Below are 20873 nucleotides of genomic sequence, written 5' to 3'. Positions count from 1 at the left end.
CCTTAAATAACTAAATAAACTAAATAACTAGCAACTAATCAAACTGTGATCAACATTAATACATATCTCACTAAAATTAATTATCAATTCAATTATCAAAAACTTTGGTTTCCAGCATTAATGTGGCTTATTAGCCGCTTCATCATTTTTTTTGTCATGTTTGTGGTAATGCCGATCGCCTCCCAAACATCACATATTACTATTAATCAATATGGTTGGTGGGATGTATTATTCGCTTGGGATAGTGCTTGGTATTACCAAATCGCAACGACGGGCTATAACTACGGTCTTGATTTTACCAAAACTCAATATTCGGTTGCCTTTTTCCCACTCTATCCCTTATTAATTTGGATATTAACACAGATAAAAATACCTGTAGTTATTGCCGGATTACTAATCAATAATTTAGCTTTTTTTGCCGCATTAATTGTTCTATATTCCTGGCTAGAAGAACGTTACGAGCAAAATACAGCCCGTTGGGCAACGGCAACTATGGCATGGTGTCCTTATTCGATATATGGCACAGTCATGTATACCGAAGGACTATTTTTGTTATTTAGCATCTCAGCTTTACGAGCTTTCGACAAAAAGAAATATGTTTGGGCTGGATTCTGGGGTGTATTATCAAGCGCAACCCGCATCACCGGAATAACCCTGCTTCCAGCTTTTTTCCTCACCGCTTGGAAACAAAAACGCCCCATCACAGCTTATATTGCTAGTCTCAGCGTTGCTGGTGGTGTATTAATATACAGTTTATATTGTTGGATTAAATTCGGCGATGCATTGGCTTTTCTCAATGCTCAAAAGGCTTGGCGTACCTCTACAGGTTTTGCTTGGCAGGGTTGGTGGCATATGCTCATGCAGGTTGTCATTGGTGGGAAAAATGCAGCAGTAGCTGATATTAAAGACCCTTGGTATCTCCTCCAGTTTGCGATTATCATCATCACTAGTTGTTTACTATTGCGCTTTCGTCGAAAAATTGGCGATACCAAGGTGCGCTACAGTTTCTTTCTACTGTGGTTGGTGCTGTGGCTAATGGCTGGCGAATCCTTAATTAAAATTGTCTTGATTTTTGGTGGTTTGTACCTACTGTGGTACTATCGCCCGTCAATACCTCTAGTCAGTGCTATCTATGGCTTTTGCTCCTATGGAATTGCCCTGAACACCGGATTGACCGCTTCTGTGGAAAGATATGTATATGCGATCGCACCTCTATTTATTGTATCTGGTCTTTTATTTAGTAAATATCCTCGTTGGGGCTACGCCGTCATGGCTTTTGGTGGTTTAATTCTGGCTCTATTCTGCGTACGCTTTGCTCAGAATTTTTGGCTCGCTTAGTACAACAGTCTTGATTTTATTAAATATTTGTCATTTTACTATTGCTTCCGAAAACAAATGCCTTATATTAATCTTTAAAAGTACAAGTGCTTTAATTGCTCCCTGGGTTGCATTATTCTCATCTCATCGATTTCTAAATTCTACCTTCTGCACAAATTTAACCAGGATAACAACACAATATCAAACTTTAGTAGTTATATTGACTACATTATTATTTGTATTATTTTACACACTCTTAGTCTTACGTAATAACAATGAATGTATTCAATATTGCTCTGTACTGAATTATAGAGCGGTTGAATATTACTAAAATGAGATTTTGTTTGGATAATATCTCGGAGATGAGTCACCGTCTCAATCTAAAAAAACAGTGATATTACGGTAAGTATTAATCTTGACATGTAATATCAATGAGATGAGAGTAATTGATTATTAATTAACTAGTTGTTTGCTGCTGTGTTGGCACATAGCCAATCAACGTTTTGAATTGATGGTAATATACTCAGAAATCAGACGGTTGAATGCTCCTCAGTAGTTATTGTGTATTATTTAATTTAAGGAGGTGTTCCGTACAGGGTCTTTGTTCTCAGCAGCAAACTGGAGATGAAGAATTCAGATGAGAAACTGTATCTAAATAATATCATCTCAATATAGCCTAGTGGATGATGGAAAGATAGATGTAAACTATGTGACATGTAAAAACTTAATGTTTTTTTTCCAGGAAGTCATAAAATCAGGCAGTAAAATATACAGTGTTGCAAATATAACTTAGACTGACGATTTTACATTTAATGAATGCAATCTCATCATTATGATTTCATTTATTTCAATTCTCATGAGTTGAGTAATTTAACTAAGTTATACTCCGAGCGTTTAGCTGTTAGCTATGTGCCCCTAACCCAAAAGCATTTTAGCAATTTGGAAAGTCTAATTTCTAAGCGTTTTTAGTATATTTGCAAACATAGTCACTAAAATCGATTAAGAAGCTACTGATAAATCAATCTGAAAACTCAAACAAATAAGTTTATTGGATTGAATAATCTAACATATTCCTACTTAATTTTTGGAGAGAAACTAGTTTTTTCTTCAGAGAAGAAAGGCAAAAATTCTATCTCTAGAATATTTGTAGAGTTTGTTAAAAATTAGCTGAAACTTCACAAATTAACGGAAATGAATTAGGTATTCAATATCTGAAAGTATCTATAAAATATCTCAAAAAATAATTATTATGTAGTACCGCGATCGCGATAAATAACAATTGGAAACGTAGAGGAGATGGGAAGTGGAAAATAAAAACCATTTGGGTTGGTCGCAAAACGCATTCATTGCATTGCTGGGCATAGGCGGTTGTTTGGGTTTGGGATTAATTTTATCTGTAATTCCTGATAGTTCGGAAATACAAAGTACACAAAAGATTAATATTAAAAATTTATCACTTCCAGCCATCACAGAAGAAAGAATTGAAGGAATAAAATCTTCCATGCTGACTAGTTGGCAAAAAGAAGCATCAACTAAAGGCGTTAGTGATATACCCCAACGCTTCCAAGGTGCAACATTTGTAGAAGCAAAATTGCCTGCTCATGAGAAAGTAATTGCCCTCACATTTGATGATGGTCCTTGGTCCCACAGCACATCACAAATTCTCGATATCCTGAAAAAAAATAAAATTAAAGGCACATTTTTCGTTGTCGGACAAATGCTACAAGAACATCCAAATATGGGTAAAAGAGTTGTAGCCGAAGGTCATACTATTGCCAACCATACTTGGCATCATTGGTATCACTACATGAACCCACAAGCTTCAGCTTTTGAGGTTGATAATACATCAAATTTAATTTATAAAGTTACAGGAGTAAAAACTAGTTTATTTCGTCCACCTGGCGGCATCAAAACAAATGGTCCATACGCTTACGCAAAAAATCGGAAGTATGCCAGTATCATGTGGTCATCTGATTCGGTTGACTATTCTCGACCTAGTGTTCCTAAATTAATCAATAACGTGATGCGAGAAGCTAGACCTGGCGGCATCGTACTCATGCATGATGGCGGTGGAAATCGCTCGAATACAGTCCAAGCTTTACCGCAAATCATTAATAACTTTAGAAAGCAGGGTTATCGTTTTGTCACAATTCCTGAACTCTTGGAATTGCAGGATAAACAATTACAGATGCTTGCGGCGAAGAAAAAGTAATTTTTCCTCATCAAAATTTTACCCTCAAAGGCTATCTTTTCCGGAGCGATCGCTTCATTGGTAGATAGTTGTTATGGATATATTCATAAGTATACTTTTTACTGCAACATAACCAGATATTAATCAACTTATTTGGTTATATAGTCAAATAACTATAGTTGACTAATGTTCAGCGTAATATCTGTTACTCTGTATTTGTTTGTATTACTCGAAAGACTTACTTAATGATTTTGGCTGAATATTTGAATAACCCTGAGTTGATTATTTTTTGCGATCGCAAATAAGAAATGCTTCAGGTTAAATTAACGGGTGAAGGAGCTATGACGTGAACACGAAGAGATTATTTAGATTACCAAAATTTGTTTTATTTGGGCTAGCGGCTTTAATACTAACTTTGGTGGTGGGGATGGTAATACCAATTCAGCAAAGTTCTTTCAGTAACAACTTTGGGCAAAGCGTAATTGCCAGTAGTTTAGCCGCACCTGCTAACACAGTTCAGCGCGTGACAGAGTTGAAAAAGCAAATGTTAAATACCTGGCAAGAAGAAGCCAAACAAAAAGGTGTTTATCAAGAAATTCCCAAACGCTATCAAGGAGTCACCCTGAATGCAGTTAAGCCCAATGCTAATGATAAAATAATTGCTCTAACTTTTGATGATGGTCCTTGGCCTAAATATACGGATCAGATATTAAATATCCTCAAAGAAAATAATATCAAGGGAACTTTTTTCGTTATTGGTAGAAATATGAAAAATTTTCCAGAAATTGGCAAAAGGATTGTCGCCGAAGGTCATACAATTGCTAACCATACCTGGCATCATTGGTATCATCGTTTGAATCCCAAGGCTGCGGCTTATGAGATTGATGCTACAGAAGAAATTATTTATAAAGTTACTGGTGTCAAGACAAATTTATTCCGCCCACCTGGAGGGGTTTTAGGTAATGGACCTGCTGCCTATGCTCGTAGTAAAAAGTATTCAGTAATTATGTGGTCGGCTGATTCCCATGACTATAAGCGCCCTGCCGCACCCCGTCTGATTAGTAATGTTATGCGTAATTCCAAGCCTGGTGGAATTGTTTTGATGCATGATGGTGGTGGTGTTCGTGATAGTACAGTTAAAGCCTTGCCTGATATGATTCAGAAATTTCGCTCTTCTGGCTATCGTTTTGTAACTTTGCCAGAAATGTTGGAACTTGAGGACAAAGAATTACAAGCTGTGGCGAAAAAATAGTTGCCCTAGTTCTCTAAATTTTTACTTTTTTTGTTCTTTTTATATTCCTCCAGCCAATAACTGGGGGATTTTTACTGCCAAATTCTGACATCCGAGACACTGTGCTACAACTCTCCCCATCTCCCCATCTCCAAATCCAGACATGAAATGATTTCTGATTTATCCCACCCACAATTCTTGGGCAAAGCGTAACGAAAAGGTAAATAATAACAGGGCGCAAAATCCTAAAGTCATATATCCCCAACGAGGATGACGGGATAACAAAATTCCCCAGGCAATCATTGGTGGTACAATCCCGTACACAAGACGACTTAAAGACCAAGTTCCACCGGAAACCATCAGTAATCCTAGACCACAGAAACCATAAAATAAACTTAGTGGTGTGAGTTCTTGACGATAGCGCCAGAGTAAATAGAAACTGCCAAATACCGAGATGGTATTAATTAAAGGGTCTCCCGCCAACAACCACAAACCCAAAAATAAAACGCCAAATCCGTAATCTACCTTCGCTGCACTAATTTTACGGCGATCGCGCCACAAGCAACAACCACAAGCAACTATGACTAAAAAAATACAAGGATGTAATATGTCTTTTATATAACCTTGCTTATAGTTGTAATTACCAATAATAACTTGCATCAACATTTTCCACCAAGGCTTCCAAGTAAAACCTAGAGAGCCTCGCCAGCCTTTTTGAGCATGAATAAATGCTATCGGGTCATTGTGTTGAATCAAACAATAAATACTGAAGCTAATAATTCCTGTGGCTGTGACAAAAGCCGCAAGGTAGGCTAAGGGTGGTTTACGCTGCTTCCAAGCTGAGAGGATAAATGCAGGTATTAAAGCCATTCCCGTCGGACGTGTTGCAGTTGCGAATGCACCCCACAGTGCTGCTTGAGTGTAGCGATTGCAATCAAATGAACGTAAAGCGGCGGTACTAAGTAATAAATATAAACCTTCTGTATAAATAACACCTGCAAACATTGATGCCGGAAACCATGCCGCGATCGCGACTGTCCAGCGTGCTATGCTTTGATTCTGGAATTGCTTTACCCAAAAGTACAAGATGTACAAAAAGCCGAAAAATGCCAGGTTATTCACCAGTACACCGGCAATCTCAAATGGCACACCAATATTCATCAGTAAGCGCAAAATCAAAGGGAAGAAAGGGAAAAAGGCAATATTACCTTTACCATTGACATATTCGTAACCAGAATTAGCAATTATTCGATAGTGATTGCTATCCCAGCCATCAAATACACTCAAACTAAAAGTTGCGGCAACTCCTCCCGATGGGGTTGGTAACAGTGGTGCCAGCAATAACATCGCTATCCAAATCGTCATACGACTCAATAACCACATTGAAGCTGGAAAAAATAGCTCACTTGTCGCTATCTTTGTAGCTTTGAAAAATAATGATTTCAGCCTAATCGTTTTCCCCATCCCCTATTTCCTATGAAACAAATAAATACCATTACCTTCATGTTCCAGATTGAAGTCGGCATGACTTCGCAGGAAGTTCACCATTTTGCTTGCTGACTCCGGTGTATTCCCAAATCCTGGGTAACGAGTATCTAGCAATATATAATCAAACTGAGTCAATTCATCTAATGGTTGTTCAGAGTCAGCGAGTTTGATTAATTGTCGGTGGCTGAGATGGCTTGATATTGCCCCAGTTGTGAGTACACTACCTTTGGTTTTGACGAGGGAAATGGCTGTGTGTGTTGCTTGCCAAGCATCAAGCTTTTTGAGGTAGATACTACCAAAATAGGTAAATTTTGCTAAGAATAAAAATGTCAGTAACGACCAAAGAATGATAAATTTGGGACTACGTATCCATCCTTTTCCGGCGGCTAAAGTTGTGATGACGACTAATAGTAAAAATGGTAAAGCTGGTAGTGAATATTGATGGACTAAGTCTTTTTGTGGTTGGTAGTCAGTAATTAAATTTAAGCCAATACAAGGAATTGCTGCAATTAATGGTGTGGTAGATGAGTAGGAAATTCCCCAAGCAATGGGTAGCATCAGTAATAATAAATAAATTAGATTACTGAAATTGAAGAGATTCGCCAATATTAATCCCGGCTTTAACAGTAAACCTTTAGCAATATCAAAAACTGAATCGCCCAGATAACTATACCTTCCCACAGCTGCCGCTTCCTTACCGCTAAAAGTGGGAATAATTACCCCAGATGCGATCGCAAACCAGGAAATACCCAGAATCAGTGCTAAGATACCACACCAACGACGCTTTTCAAATACGAGCAACCACAAACCCATTGCCGCAACCGTCAGCGAAAGCACAGCCTTACAACCCAAAATGACAATAATGCTCCAGCAAAACCACCAAAAACGTTTGCCTCTGGCGCACCAGATAGCCGCTAACAGCGTGGGTAGAGCAATAACTTCGGGGTGAAAGTCGAATAAATTGACATTGAAAACTACAGGGTACAGCAAATACACCAGCGCCATTGTCACAGCCTGTTTTTCTGTTAACCCAGCTTGACGTGCCAAATGCCAGGTTGGTAATGCTCCCAAAGATAAAGCGAGGGCTTGTACAGCGAACAACCAGTAAATACTCGGATAAATCTTATAAAGCAATGCTAAAGGATACCAAATATAAGCCGCATGATCGCCAAGAATGTGGTATCCCATAAATGTAGATATTGGTGTCAATTCCTGGCTAATTAAGTAAACAGCTTGGTCAAAAATACCTAAATCAAAGGCATGAGATTGGAAGAGAAGATGTCGTAAGCTGCTACAAATAAACAGGATGACAGCACTTATACCAATCATCCCAGCCAAACGAGGGGTGACAATGTTATTTAAATTACTCAACTCTCTTTTTCCTGTCATTGGCAGACTGAATCTACTTGTGGTTATTTGCTGAAGTTATTTTCCGTGTAAAATCTCAACAAGCCAACAAAAAGAACTATATTTTAGCTAAATGCGATCGCTTCCTTAATCTCTGCACCCCGGCAATTTATAGTGTAAGTATCCGTCAATCTTGAAAAAATTGTGAAAAAAATTACTCTTTTAGGTTCCACAGGCTCAATCGGAACCCAAACGTTAGATATTGTGGCGCAAAATCCCGATAAATTCCAAGTTGTCGGGTTAGCGGCGGGCAACAATGTGGAAATGCTGGCGGAGCAAATTCGCCAGTTCCAACCAGAAATTGCCGCTATCTGTGCTGAAAATAAACTACCATACCTCAAAGAAGCACTCAAAGACCTCAATCCTCAACCAATTTTACTCGCTGGGGATGCGGGAATTGTGGAAGTTGCCCAATATGGCGACTCGGAAAGCGTTGTTACTGGTATTGTTGGCTGTGCAGGTTTACTACCAACAATCGCCGCCATTAAAGCAGGTAAAAATATTGCCCTAGCAAATAAAGAAACCCTAATTGCCGGCGCTCCCGTCGTTTTACCTTTAGTTGAAAAATACGGAGTAAAATTATTACCTGCTGACTCCGAACATTCCGCAATTTTTCAATGTCTGCAAGGTGTACCCCAAGGGGGTTTACGCAAGATTATTTTGACGGCTTCGGGTGGCGCTTTCCGCGACTGGGCAGTTGAAGATTTAGCAAATGTGACGGTAGCTGATGCATTGAAACATCCAAATTGGTCGATGGGGCGGAAAATTACTGTTGATTCCGCAACCTTGATGAATAAGGGTTTGGAGGTGATTGAGGCACATTATTTATTTGGTAAAGACTACGAAGATATCGAAATTGTCATCCACCCACAAAGTATCATTCATTCACTTATAGAACTTCAAGATACCTCAGTCTTGGCGCAGTTGGGATGGGCAGATATGCGCTTACCTTTACTATATGCAATGTCCTATCCCGAACGTATTTATACTGATTGGGAACGCCTTGATTTGGTCAAAGCTGGAAACTTAACCTTCCGCGAACCTGATCATCATAAATACCCTTGTATGAATTTAGCATATGCGGCTGGTCGTGCGGGTGGTTCCATGCCTGCGGTTTTAAATGCAGCCAACGAACAAGCTGTAGCCCTGTTTTTAGATGAGAAAATCAAGTTCTTAGATATACCCAGAGTCATCGAAATGGCTTGCGATCGCCATCAAAGCGACAATAATTCTCATCCGACTTTAGAAGACATTTTGACAGCCGATAACTGGGCAAGACAAGAAGTTTTAAATACAACTGAGCAATTAGAAAATAGTCCACAGGTAATTTCTTTACGTTAAAGCAGCAATCATGGAAACGTAGCAAGGCTACGTTTCTGACACTTTTATTGTGGATTGTCGATTATATTTTTGATACACTGTCCCGTAGACTTTACAGTTGCGATGGATACGCTAAACTACGAGTAATTATTTAGCTATAGAAAATAATTAAATCAGAGCTTATTTGCACTATTAATCAAGGAAATCAACACATATGCTTTTCGTTTATGCATTAATCATCGCTTGGGTGGTTTTTACATTTTTGCTCAAGATTATTAAAACCACTGTCTTCAATGCATTGATGATTGCTGGGATTATTTTTCTCCTACAAGTAGGGTATGGGATTAAACCACAAGATATATGGAATTTTATTACGCAAATGCCAGAGCAATTTTTTCAACCTAGCAGATAGGGAGTTGCTGTAGACTTGTCTTAGAGAAGCTTTCCAGAATTTGTAGGCAGTAGAAATACTCTGTTATTAATTGCGAACTAATTTTGTCAGCGCATCTTTAACATTTGCCGGAAGTTGACGCATAATCTTACCACGTTCCCTATCCACTGCCACCAAAGTAACTCTAGCTGTTATGTATAATTCTTGCCTATCTTCCGATTCCAGCACGTAATCCCAATTGATGCGAACCCCCTTCAAGTCATCCATCCGGGTTTTGAGAACTGCCGTCATCCCCATTTGTAAAGAGCGATGGTAACGTACTGACAAATCGACAACAGGTAAATCGCAACCTAAAGCAACCAAGTCAGCAAAGTTTACACCAAGCGATCGCAAATATTCAACTCTTGCCTCTTCCAACCAAGTTAGATAAGTACCATGCCAAACAACACCAGCATAGTCTGTATGGTGTGGATGAACGCGCACAGGGTACTCAAACCAATTCTCGAATGTAGCAGCAGCAGAACTGGTAATTGCACTGGTTGGTAAGGAGTGTTGACTTGTGTTTTCTTCAGACATCTTTAACTGCTTAGGGTCTCTAAGTGAGCCACGACACCTGAAATAGCATAACAAGAAAGTTGAAAATTAGGGCTGTGATTCCTGGAAATTATTAAATTCTTTAACAGAGCGAGCGTAACGTGGCGAGCAATCTCACTTTAGTCAAATATTCAACTCAAAAAATTATCCCCACATTGGCAGCTACTAGCTACTCACTCAGTCCCACAGAAACTTGAAGTTATTTAGCACAGCACTGTTAAAATTAACCAGTCGGCTTTGATACCGAAACGCAAATAATTGACACTTGCAAAATGAAAAGAATACCTGCTCAAAAATTAACTCAGAGGGTAATAGCTAAAGACTAAAAGCTAGATAGGTGAATATTTTCCGAATATTTATACCAATCAGCGATTAGCAATTAGCGATTCCCAATAGTGCCATTCCATCATTATCCTTACTTTCCAGCACTTCAGTAAATATACAGATTTTTAGTGCCTTTTTGCAAGGGCTTTGTTACCACTACTAACTTGCATCGAATGTTTAACGATATTAGCTAGTTCTTGTAACTGATTTACAGCTTCTGCTCCCTCTAATTTCATTAATTCGCGATCATCACGCATTTCTGTCCAGGTAATCCCATAATCGGATACCAAGAAACGAATTAAGTGATTTTCCCCCAGACTCACCATAAATGAAGCACTATTCATTTGGTCGCCACAGGTATAACAAGAGGCAGGATATCCGCGACGTTCCAGCACTATTGCCAGTGCTTGCAAGTTCATGACTAGGTCTTGAACGAATTGTCTATGTTGTTGGGCTAATCTCAGAAACACTTATGTCCTCCTCACACCACATGCAAACGGTGTACTTTAGATTTTCTTTAGATTCTCTCATGAACTGGTATTGTAAACTAAACAGTACAAATTCTAGAGATTTCGGATTTCCCCAGCTAACTACTTGCTTAAAGTAGTCTATAGGGATTTTTGTTGCCGTATCAAACAATTCACTTTAACGACTCAATATATCGGACAGGATGTTTAAGCTTTAAGTTTATCTTTATGCTTTCTCTGTCGGGGTAGATGCTGAGTTGACTTTATTTGAATCCGCTTTAAGACTAACTCAGAATGAATACTTGTCAAGCGCGGAAAAGCTACAAATAGCACAATAATTCACACTCATCTGTTGCTAAGGATACATTTAGGCAAACTATCGCAACATTAAACGGTTTTCTACTATTGAGCAATAGAGTTTTGTAGTTTCCTGTGCGGTTGTAAATGGCAAGTAACATCTAAACCTAGTCTAGATTACAGCTAGATTATATGTGTAATTCAGTGCAGATTGCGATCGCTGGATATTTCTAGCTCTAAGTGTCACTTTTTCAACTACCAAGGGCAGTTATTCCAGATCAAAATACACCAGAATCAGTCCGTAATCTGCATGATTTTAGATAGGTAATCGCTGAATTTGTGACATATATTACCAAGTACAGTAGATTCACCCTAATCCCATCTTCATTGAATTGGAACTCAATTTCTTTTACAGTTGCTAGCCATAAAAACACTGATTCCAATTCACAACCCGAAAGTAAATCCCAAAATCGCTTGACTAATAACTGAAGATAACTAAGTACAAGTAGGAGATGTTGCCATTTAGGCAGAGGCATTATTAAGATTTTCTAAAAAAGTATTATTGGTTACTAGAAATATGGTATTGGATAAAGTCTGTAGCCAGCGATACAATCATTGGAATTGAGACGGCGACATCTAGAAAATAAAATTAAAGACGCGATAGATATCTACCGCGTCTACAGTTCTATGTAACTAATTTGGGAACTACTTAACACCAATCACTGGCGCACTCAAAGACAAAGTATGACTGGCATTTTTCGCCGCAATCGTTGGTACAGAATCCCGCAATCTCGCTGTGAGTTGTACGGTAGTGGAATCGTACACTTGAGTCAAGATTTTTGGATATAAACCAATACCAATGATGGGGATTAACAGACAAGCAATAATGAAGACTTCGCGAGGTTCAGCATCAATGAGTGCTTGATGGGCAACTAATTCTTCGTTTTCTTGCCCGTAGAAAATTTCCCGGAGCATTGATAACAAGTAAATTGGTGTGAGAATAACACCGATCGCCATTAAAAAGACGACAATGACTTTAAATGTCGGACTATAAGCATCGCTAGTGGCAAAGCCCACAAATATCATCAACTCGGCGACGAAACCGCTCATCCCCGGTAATGCTAACGATGCCATCGAACAGGTGGTAAACATCGCAAAAATCTTTTGCATTCGCTTACCGACACCACCCATTTCATCTAACATCAGGGTGTGGGTGCGATCGTACGTTGCCCCAACCAGGAAGAACAAGCTGGCTCCAATTAAACCGTGGGATACCATTTGTAATACTGCCCCACTCAATCCCAAATCGGTGAAGGAAGCAATACCAATGGTGACAAATCCCATGTGGGAGATTGATGAGTAGGCAATTTTGCGTTTGAGATTACGCTGGGCAAATGATGTTAATGCGGCATAGATGATATTTACTACCCCCAATATCACCAGCACCGGCGCAAAATAAGCATGAGCATCGGGAAGCATTTGAGCATTCATGCGAATTAAGGCATATCCACCCATTTTCAGGAGAATACCAGCCAGCAACATGTGGACAGGGGCTGTTGCTTCACCATGGGCATCAGGTAGCCAGGTGTGGAGGGGAATAATGGGTAATTTAACTGCGTAGGCAATCAAAAACCCACCATAGAGTAATAATTGCAGGTTCAGGGCAATATCTTTAACAGCGATCGCCTGCATATCAAATGTGACAGTATTGCCATAGAAGCCCATTGTCAATGCGCCCAGCAGGATAAACAACGAGCCACCTGCTGTATACAAAATAAACTTGGTGGCTGCGTACTGACGTTTTTTACCGCCCCAAATCGATAGCAAAAAGTAAACAGGTACAAGTTCGAGTTCCCAGACAAGGAAAAACAACAACATGTCCTGGACTGCAAAAACGGCAATTTGTCCGCCGTACATCGCCAAAATCAAGAAATAGAAGAGTTTTGGCTTCAGTGTCACGGGCCAAGCTGCTAAAATTGCCAGCGTTGTAATGAATCCAGTCAAAACAATCAGAGGCATTGATAAACCATCTGCCCCTACCGACCAATTTAAACCCAGTTGCGGCACCCAAGGGTAGCTTTCAAACAACTGTAAATCTGGATTGGCAAAGTCATATCCGGTGTAAAACGCGCAAACTATGAGTGCAAAATCAATGAGTCCGACTATTAAAGCGAACCAACGCACCGTTTTGCCGTCTTTATCCGGGATGATGGGTACTATTAACGATGCCACAATGGGCAGGAGAATTATCGTTGTCAGCCACGGAAAATTAGCTGTATTCATCGGAAATTATTTTAGTAACGAATAATGAAGTTCGGCTATCATCCACTAGCTATTTACTAGCAGTTTTTTACCGTTTTGGTCTTGTTTATTAGGTTGATTTAATAAAAATAAAAATATGTGAAGGTAGTTGGAGTTTTACTTCGGAGTTTAGTTAATTATTGTTAACTTTTTGCAGGAAAATACATCTTGCCCCAGAAATATTTTCCTAGTTTTGCTCAACTGCTTGAAGGAACTGATTTGCTGGCGATCGCCTTCTGGAATATCAAGTAATAAAAAAAGCCTGCTGAAGCAAGCTTAAATTTATTTTTTTTGGGCAGAAAAACACTGAATCAAGTGACACCAAAGATAATCACTAACGCTAAAACTGCACCAAAGACAATCAAGGCATAGAACTGAGCGCGACCATTTTCGATATATTTCAAGCCTTCACCACTGACGAGGGTAAAGAAACCAGTCAGGTTAACAGCACCATCAACAACACGGAAGTCAACTTCCATAACTTGACGAGCGAGACGGCGCAAGCCCAAAACAAAGACTTTGTGATAAATATCGTCGAAATACCACTTATTGAGGGAAAGTTCGTATAGTGGTTTGATTTGAGATGCGATCGCACTGGGGTCAATTTTCTTCATCAAGTACATCAAGGAAGCCAGAGTAATCCCAATTAAGGAAATACCCACCGAACTACCCGCCATGACATAAAACTCATTAATGTCAAATTCGGCAGTTTTTTCCATTACTTCCGCCAAGGTTTCGTTGGGGGAGTAAATAAATTCCTCGAAGTAGTTGGCAAAGGGCGTACCCACCAAACCAATCAAAATCGAAGGAATCGCCAACACAGCCAAAGGTAGCGTCATTGTCCAAGGCGACTCGTGGGGTTCGCTGCTGTGGTGATGATCATCGTGATGTCCGCCACCTGTAGCCGCTAATTCCCCCTGCTTCATGGCTCCAGGACCAAAGTTAGGTGCGGGCGCTTCCCCTGCAACTAAAATGGTTGCCGCTTTCTCCAGTTTCTCAATGATTTTCTTATCTGTACCCCGGAATCCCCCCTCAAAGGTGGAGAAATACATACGGAACATATAAAATGCGGTGATCCCAGCAGTTGCATAGCCAACAAACCACAATAACGGGTTAGCTGCAAATGCCGCACCCAGAATTTCATCCTTCGACCAGAAACCAGCAAACGGAGGGATACCGGAAATCGCCAAACAACCAATTAGGAATGTAAAACCTGTAACTGGCATGTATTTCCGTAATCCACCCATTAATCGCATATCCTGTGCCAGGGCAGGATTGTGACCGACAACACCTTCCATACCGTGGATTACCGAACCCGAACCTAAGAACAACATCGCTTTGAAGTAAGCATGGGTCATCAGGTGGAAAAGTCCAGCACTATATGCACCTACTCCCATCGCCATCACCATGTAGCCAAGTTGGGAGATGGTGGAGTAAGCCAAGCCTTTCTTGATATCGTTCTGGGTAATCGCGATCGTCGCTCCCAAAAACGCTGTAAATGCACCCGTGTAGGCAATCACATTCATTGCTGCGGGTACATGTTCAAATACTGGATACATCCGCGCTACGAGGAATACACCTGCTGCAACCATTGTGGCGGCGTGGATGAGAGCAGAAATCGGTGTTGGACCTTCCATCGCATCTGGAAGCCAGACATGGAGGGGAAATTGTGCCGATTTAGCGACTGGACCCAGGAAGACTAAAATTGCCAGCAGAATAGCGAGAAAATTGCTGACCGAACCATTTTGTACCAGTTCCGCGAGTCTGCTGCCCATGACATCAAACTCGAAACTTCCTGTCGCCCAAAATAGCCCCAAAATCCCTAAAAGCAAACCAAAGTCACCAACACGGTTAGTGACAAAAGCCTTTTGGCAGGCATCGGCTGCCGCTTTGCGATCGTACCAAAAACCAACCAGCAAGTAAGAACACATACCCACTAGTTCCCAGAAAATATAAATCTGGACTAGGTTTGGGCTAATTACCAACCCCAACATCGATGAACCGAATAAGCTGAGGTAAGAATAAAATCGCACATAACCTGGGTCATGTGACATGTAGCCATCGGTATATATCATTACCAAAAAAGCTACAGTGGTGACAACGACCAACATCATGGCTGTCAGATGGTCAATCGTGTAGCCCATGTTGAGGTGAAAATTACCTGCTGAAGCCCATTCAAAGATATGGGTGTAGGATGGGTGTCCTTGAATTTGGCTCCACAATATGGCGATCGATAGTCCCATCGCCATGCCCATCAGCGAGATGATTAATGCGGCATTAAGCTGTCGCAGGCGATTTGTCACCTGATTCAATGAGATTAATCCTAGCCCGACCAGCATTGCCCCAAGCAGTGGGAGTACCGGAATTAGCCAGGCATACTGATAGATTACTTCCATCACTGACGCCTACTTTATAGATTTCTTGATTAAGTTGTCGGAACTGTTAATAATTGTGACACACACCTTCTAGCATAAAATACCCCACCCGAACAGTTTCGTGTGGAGTCGTTAAGCTTGCTTTTAGATTCTGAACCAGATTTTGTACTGTATCCTGTAGCGGCTTTGCTGTCTCGCTTTTGCGTAGCCTTGAGTGCAAAGTAACCTGACGTTGCTACCCTGATGGGACGCTGCACGAAAACCGGAAATGTTGAGTCCTGTACAGCATCAAGACGCAACTTGTTGTTTCCCATTAGAAAAGGCTTCGGCACACTCAAAACTTGCCTCAGAAATCACAAATGATTCATCAATCTATTTCAAACTTAACTCATGATTTGCCGCTTGGTATGGCATCTCTATCATCTTTCTCTAAGTAATTGCTAATACTTTTCATTATTAATTACTAGTTTCTGCTGACTGGAAATGAAAATAAAATTATTATTTAGAACATTTTCCAGTCTAGTGTTCTGTGAATTCCAGTGAGAATTTACACAAATATTTAGAGACTACTAAATTCATTTATTATGTTTGAGTTGATTAGGAAACCGCAGAGATAAACATGCTATGTACAGTATAGATATGATACGAGCAGTCGTAGTTCTACGGTTTGGATATGATGCAAAGAACACTGGATAAAAATATCTATTCCTACTCTCAGAGTCTAGGATAAATGCAAGGAAACCGGATACATTTTTGGTGGCACCTGCATATGCTGTCCAGCAATTATTCTACATTTGTAAGTATTGGCTGGTTATATCTCCGGGGATATTTGATGTAGGAAGTTTTAATTGCTTCTAAAGCTAATAACAAGTCATCTCGCCCGCGAAATCCTTCTAGTCTTTGGCGGACATGACCATTTTCAATCAGAAGCAAAGTTGGTAGAGATGTGAGTCGATAATTATTGGATAATTTGAAATTATCATCAGCATTAATTCGGACTAGTTTGATATCTTCTTGACATTGGATTTTAAACTGTAATAGTAACGGATGGATGATGCGACACAAACCGCACCAAGGCGCTTCAAAATTCACTAAAACAGGAACAGGAGATTCTAAAACTTCTTGAGTAAATGTCCGCTCACTAACCGACAACACCATGATGCCTCTGAGACTTATAGGGTTTTTATATCAAAGTAGCTATCAGCAGAAATAATGTTAGGTAAATAAATACAGTTTTCGATAACCAATTTCATGAATGGGAAGAATTTGCTTATTTTAACTCTATTGGTTTTCTAATCTACAAACTGTTGTTATTTACCGGAAGTAGCGCGATCGCCTACGGGAAATCCTATAGATAATTGTATTTTCGGCTGATTCCCAACCAATCTGTAGTGGTTGTTTTCAGTTAAAAGCAACCAAGCAAACAAACTGAAAGCGATCCCTGACTGATAGCTACTTCAATTCATCCTACATTGATTCTGCTGCAATTGCTGAAAAGAAATTGCGGTCAACCTACTTTCAGTAACAGTTGTCAAGCTTATTTGTGTCAGATTCATAATTGTATTTTACTGGTTGACTGCATGAGTAGAGGGTGCAACCACCACAATAACAAAACAAATGCAGTCACGCCAAAATAGGCAGGACGGAGAAATTCTTGCCATTTGAGGGACTGACGACCATCAATAACTGCCAGGAAGGGAATTATACTGGTACGCTGCTGGACAGATGCAAAGGCTTCGCCATAGCGGGCGAGTAATCTTCTATCCCCATGCCAAACCCCAAACAGATGGTGCAAAATTAAACCGAATGATGTGACTAAAGTAAATGTTGTCCCCAGCCATAGAGTATGAGCAATACACCACATAATTTGTCCGACCATTTGTGGATGTCGGGTAATGCGAATTATCCCAGTTTCGTAGAGATGAACTTGGGGCTTTTGAATGGCGGCGATTTCTAGTAGATTGAAGGTAGCAGGATACAAAAATAAAAACGAAATTGCTGACAGCACCCAAACAAAAGTTTGCACCCCCACTAGTCCTTGGACTTGCCAAAGTTGCAAACCATCATAACGGTGATTGAAAAAGTAAATAATCAAGATGACAGCCAATGGCAAGCTGACTAAGGCAAAGATAATGCGATATAGCCTTGCGCCAATGTATTTTTCTGCCCAAGGACGCAGTGCAGCACCCCCACTGTGAGCGATCGCAAATAATATTTGTAATCCCAGCATGAAAAAATGACTGGGAGTCAACCAAGTTGGTAGCATCAAAGACATAGGTGAATTTTTCTAAAGAAAACTTAATTCTTGTACAACCAATACCACTAAAGTAGTGAAAAGATTCATGATTAATAACCCCATGTTTGCCGTCACATATGGAATCCTACCCTCAGCTAGGTGTTCCTGAAGGCTAAGGTGAGGCTGGCTTTAGTCAAGATGTTATGGTACTGTCATTCTCTGTGTAAAGTCTCCAAACTGAGGATGTAATAAGTGTTCTACCAGATAAAACTGATACCTACACTTTGCACCTCAAATGCTGCTCCTTTCTCGTTAGTGTGTTGAGCCTTATGTCTGACCTTCCTTTTACTCTAGATCAGTTACGTATCCTCAAAGCGATCGCCGCAGAAGGGAGCTTCAAGCGAGCCGCCGATAGTCTCTACGTCTCGCAACCTGCCGTCAGTTTGCAAGTGCAAAATTTAGAGCGGCAACTTGATGTTCCTTTATTTGACCGTGGCGGCAGACGTGCCCAATTAACCGAAGCTGGGCATTTACTCCTCAGCTACGGCGAAAAAATTCTCAGTTTGTGCCAAGAAACTTGTCGGGCGATCGAAGATTTGCAAAATCTCCAAGGTGGTACTCTCATCGTTGGAGCTTCCCAAACTACTGGTACTTATCTTTTACCACGTATGATTGGTCTGTTTAGGCAAAAATACGCCGATGTTGCAGTCCAGTTACATGTCCACTCAACCCGTCGCACTGCCTGGGGTGTCGCCAACGGACAAGTAGATTTAGCCATTATTGGGGGTGAGATACCGGGGGAACTGGCAGAATCTCTAGAAATTATTTCCTATGCCGAAGACGAACTGGCACTGATTCTACCCGTAAATCATCCTTTTGCGAAGTTGGAAAAAATCCAAAAAGATGATTTATACAAACTTCAATTCATTGCCTTAGATTCCCAATCGACAATTCGTAAAGTCATCGATCAAGTATTATCACGTTGTGATATCGATACTCGACGCTTGCGGATTGAAATGGAATTAAACTCCATTGAAGCAATTAAAAATGCCGTCCAATCAGGCTTGGGTGCAGCGTTTGTATCGACATCGGCAATAACAAAGGAATTGCAAATGGGGGTACTGAATTGCGCTACTATCGAGGGTGTGGTTGTCAAGCGGACTTTATGGTTAATTTTTAACCCCAATCGTTATCGCTCCAAAGCTGCTGAAGCATTTAGTCAAGAAATTTTACCCCAATTTGCCACTCCCGGTTGGAATCAGGAGCTATTGAAAACATCGCGCCGGGAAGTAGTTGTAACTACTACAGTTGATACAGTAGAGGCTGAATTATCCACCTCTCACGAAGATTAGAGTTTAGTCGTTTGTTGTCATTTGTCATTTGTCCTGTATCATTTTGCTTTTGGGATTTTGTCATTTGTTCTGTATCTGTAACATATGACTAATAACTAATTAAGTAATGAATAATAACCAATGACTAATGACCACTAAATTAATGACTAATGACTAAATATGGAAGTTTACTGCACTCGTCCCCAATGTCCTCGACCACAAAACTACTTTACCGACCTTGATAATACGGCAACGCTACGAACTGTACAGCAAAAATTTTGTACAACTTGCGGAATGCCATTAATTTTAGCTGGTCGCTACATCCCCACTAAACAATTAGGAAGAGGAGGTTTTGGAGCCGCATTTTTAGCGCGCGATCGCTATACTCCTGTGATGCGTCAATGCGTAGTCAAACAGTTTTTACCCGCAGGTAATCTCACTGAAAAACAGCTGCGAACAGCACTCGAATTATTTGAACGTGAGGCTACAGTTTTAGAAGCAATTGGCAACCAACACGACCAAATACCAGATTTATTTGCTTATTTCCCAGTCATTGTTGAGGGTTCCGCTCCCGGACAACAAGAACAATTTTTCTATTTAGTTCAAGAATATATTGACGGTTTAAATCTGGAACAGGAATTAGCACAAAGAGGTGCTTTTTCTGAAGCCGAAGCTGTACAAGTTATGCGGGAAATTCTGCATATTCTTGATTTTGTTCACTGTAAAGACATTATTCACCGTGATATTAAACCCTCGAATATCATGTGTGACAAAAACGCTAAATTGTACTTACTAGATTTTGGTGCTGTTAAACAAGTGACCAAGTCACCTACAGCTTTTGCCGGTTCAACAGGCATTTACTCCCAAGGATTTGCTCCACCAGAGCAAATTTCCGGCGGACAGGTTTTTCCTTCCAGTGATTTATATGCTTTAGCTGTCACTATTATTATTTTATTAACCAATAAGAGTGCAGCCGAATTATTTGATGGGTTTAGCAATCAGTGGCAATGGCAAAATCACACTAATGTTAGTCCCTTTCTTGCCAAAATATTGAATAAAATGCTACAAAGCGCAGCTAACAAACGCTTTCAATCCGCGAAAGAAGTTTTGAATGCATTGCAAAATTTAGGCAAATCTCCATCAAGTTCCAAACAAATCAAAGCAACTCAAATTAATAATCCAGTTAATAATCCGTCACCCGTTCACCAGCAAACAACATCGGTGCAACAATTCTCTACAATCGAGATATTGACAGGAGCCGGATTTAGTGGCTTTCAAGCAGGAATGATTGCGATCGCTCTCTCTGGTCTGATAAAGTCTCAAATAGTTGCTCTATTTATCTCTGGTGTTATTTTAAGCATATTAATCTATGCTCAAACTCGACGTTGGATTGAACGTTTTGATTTAATCATTATCCCAGCTATTACTTTTGCCATAATTTATTTTGTCCCAGTATTACAAGCCAATCTGGGCATCCAAACAATCATAATTTTATCGGTTGCATCTGGTTTAGGTTCCATTGCTTTAACTTCCTTATTCCGTTTAATTTATCGGCTACTATCTTTACTTCTTTAACTCGCTCTTAATTAATCATTAATCATAA

16 protein-coding genes are annotated in these 20873 nt (G+C 40.1%); 7 read left to right on the top strand and 9 right to left on the bottom strand.

Annotated elements, in window-relative coordinates; genetic code table 11:
- Nucleotides 1-45: 45 nt before the first annotated feature.
- The 3 genes from VB733_RS14225 to VB733_RS14215 all read left to right on the top strand — a co-directional run bounded on the left by VB733_RS14225 (nucleotide 46) and on the right by VB733_RS14215 (nucleotide 4760).
- Nucleotides 46-1338 carry a hypothetical protein gene (locus VB733_RS14225; protein WP_323340713.1) on the top strand — a complete coding sequence of 431 codons (1293 nt, stop codon included), beginning with the start codon at nucleotides 46-48 and terminating at the stop codon, nucleotides 1336-1338.
- Between the two features lie 1282 nt (nucleotides 1339-2620).
- Nucleotides 2621-3529: a polysaccharide deacetylase family protein gene (locus tag VB733_RS14220; RefSeq protein WP_323340712.1), complete on the top strand. Its 909-nt coding sequence runs from the start codon at nucleotides 2621-2623 to the stop codon at nucleotides 3527-3529.
- Between the two features lie 325 nt (nucleotides 3530-3854).
- On the top strand, nucleotides 3855-4760 hold the full coding sequence (locus tag VB733_RS14215) for a polysaccharide deacetylase family protein (protein WP_323340711.1): 906 nt from the start codon (nucleotides 3855-3857) through the stop codon (nucleotides 4758-4760).
- A gap of 159 nt (nucleotides 4761-4919) precedes the next feature.
- Here the strand turns inward: VB733_RS14215 and VB733_RS14210 are convergent, their stop codons facing one another.
- The gene (locus VB733_RS14210; RefSeq protein ID WP_323340710.1) at nucleotides 4920-6203 is read right to left on the bottom strand and encodes a mannosyltransferase family protein; all 1284 of its coding nucleotides are present in this window, start codon (nucleotides 6201-6203) and stop codon (nucleotides 4920-4922) included.
- 3 nt (nucleotides 6204-6206) lie between these two features.
- Entirely contained in the window at nucleotides 6207-7616 is a 1410-nt protein-coding gene (locus tag VB733_RS14205; protein ID WP_323340709.1) for a DUF2079 domain-containing protein, read from the bottom strand.
- 162 nt (nucleotides 7617-7778) lie between these two features.
- Here VB733_RS14205 and dxr point away from each other — a divergent pair, with 162 nt between their 5' ends.
- Together dxr and VB733_RS14195 are read left to right on the top strand one after the other, a co-directional pair.
- On the top strand, nucleotides 7779-8975 hold the full coding sequence (gene dxr / locus VB733_RS14200) for a 1-deoxy-D-xylulose-5-phosphate reductoisomerase (protein WP_323340708.1): 1197 nt from the start codon (nucleotides 7779-7781) through the stop codon (nucleotides 8973-8975).
- A 193-nt stretch (nucleotides 8976-9168) separates the two neighbouring features.
- The gene (locus VB733_RS14195; RefSeq protein WP_323340707.1) at nucleotides 9169-9366 is read left to right on the top strand and encodes a hypothetical protein; all 198 of its coding nucleotides are present in this window, start codon (nucleotides 9169-9171) and stop codon (nucleotides 9364-9366) included.
- Between the two features lie 66 nt (nucleotides 9367-9432).
- On the opposite strand, the gene VB733_RS14190 is transcribed toward VB733_RS14195, so the two are convergent.
- The 7 genes from VB733_RS14190 to VB733_RS14160 form a co-directional block, all read right to left on the bottom strand.
- On the bottom strand, nucleotides 9433-9921 hold the full coding sequence (locus tag VB733_RS14190) for a thioesterase family protein (protein WP_323340706.1): 489 nt from the start codon (nucleotides 9919-9921) through the stop codon (nucleotides 9433-9435).
- Between the two features lie 467 nt (nucleotides 9922-10388).
- On the bottom strand, nucleotides 10389-10733 hold the full coding sequence (locus tag VB733_RS14185) for a DUF1815 family protein (RefSeq protein ID WP_323340705.1): 345 nt from the start codon (nucleotides 10731-10733) through the stop codon (nucleotides 10389-10391).
- Between the two features lie 999 nt (nucleotides 10734-11732).
- Nucleotides 11733-13310, bottom strand: a complete 1578-nt coding sequence (gene ndhD1 / locus VB733_RS14180) for a photosynthetic/respiratory NAD(P)H-quinone oxidoreductase subunit D1 (RefSeq protein ID WP_323340704.1) — start codon at nucleotides 13308-13310, stop codon at nucleotides 11733-11735.
- 329 nt (nucleotides 13311-13639) lie between these two features.
- Complete coding sequence (locus VB733_RS14175) at nucleotides 13640-15724, bottom strand: NAD(P)H-quinone oxidoreductase subunit 5 (protein WP_323340703.1); 2085 nt, start codon at nucleotides 15722-15724, stop codon at nucleotides 13640-13642.
- 29 nt (nucleotides 15725-15753) lie between these two features.
- The gene (locus VB733_RS14170) at nucleotides 15754-16035 is read right to left on the bottom strand and encodes a hypothetical protein (RefSeq protein WP_323340702.1); all 282 of its coding nucleotides are present in this window, start codon (nucleotides 16033-16035) and stop codon (nucleotides 15754-15756) included.
- Between the two features lie 451 nt (nucleotides 16036-16486).
- Nucleotides 16487-16861, bottom strand: coding sequence for a thioredoxin family protein (locus VB733_RS14165; RefSeq protein WP_323340701.1), 375 nt, complete (start codon nucleotides 16859-16861; stop codon nucleotides 16487-16489).
- A gap of 394 nt (nucleotides 16862-17255) precedes the next feature.
- A complete protein-coding gene (locus tag VB733_RS14160) occupies nucleotides 17256-17972 on the bottom strand; it encodes an NnrU family protein (RefSeq protein WP_323340749.1) in 717 nt (238 codons plus the stop codon).
- A gap of 296 nt (nucleotides 17973-18268) precedes the next feature.
- On the opposite strand from VB733_RS14160, the gene VB733_RS14155 reads away from it, so the two are divergent.
- The gene (locus tag VB733_RS14155; protein WP_323340700.1) at nucleotides 18269-19291 is read left to right on the top strand and encodes a LysR family transcriptional regulator; all 1023 of its coding nucleotides are present in this window, start codon (nucleotides 18269-18271) and stop codon (nucleotides 19289-19291) included.
- Nucleotides 19292-19450: 159 nt separating this feature from the next.
- Nucleotides 19451-20845, top strand: a complete 1395-nt coding sequence (locus tag VB733_RS14150; protein WP_323340699.1) for a serine/threonine-protein kinase — start codon at nucleotides 19451-19453, stop codon at nucleotides 20843-20845.
- Nucleotides 20846-20873: the final 28 nt, after the last annotated feature.

Origin of the sequence: Calothrix sp. UHCC 0171 (assembly GCF_034931845.1) — a bacterium.
Classification (GTDB): domain Bacteria; phylum Cyanobacteriota; class Cyanobacteriia; order Cyanobacteriales; family Nostocaceae; genus Brunnivagina.
Note: the sequence above shows the minus strand (reverse complement) of the source record. Positions and strands in the feature narration are given on the sequence as shown.